This window comes from Pseudomonas sp. SIMBA_041, assembly GCF_046535095.1.
Lineage (GTDB): Bacteria > Pseudomonadota > Gammaproteobacteria > Pseudomonadales > Pseudomonadaceae > Aquipseudomonas > Aquipseudomonas mucoides.
In genome coordinates, this window is the sequence record NZ_JAWRXJ010000557.1 from 1 (window position 1) to 257 (window position 257).

Consider the following 257-nt stretch of genomic DNA (forward strand, 5'->3'; position numbering starts at 1 on the left):
GCGCCGATGAACACGAACTTGGCGTCAGTCTCGGTTTTCGAACCGTCCTTGAGGTTCTTGTAGGTCACGCGCCACGAGCCGTCTTTATTGCGCTCGATTTCCTGCACTTCGCTGGACAGTTTCAGCGCGAAGTTGGGCTGGGCTTGCAGGTGGGCAACGAACTGGCGAGTGATCTCGCCGAAGTTGACGTCGGTGCCGATCGGGGTCCAGGTCGCAGCGATCTTCTGCGCCGGGTCACGACCTTCCATCATCAGTGG

1 protein-coding gene is annotated in these 257 nt (G+C 59.5%); it reads right to left on the reverse strand.

Annotated elements, in window-relative coordinates:
- A partial coding sequence (locus tag SB725_RS32350) for a malate:quinone oxidoreductase (RefSeq protein WP_410923597.1) occupies positions 1-257 on the reverse strand: 257 nt, incomplete at both ends.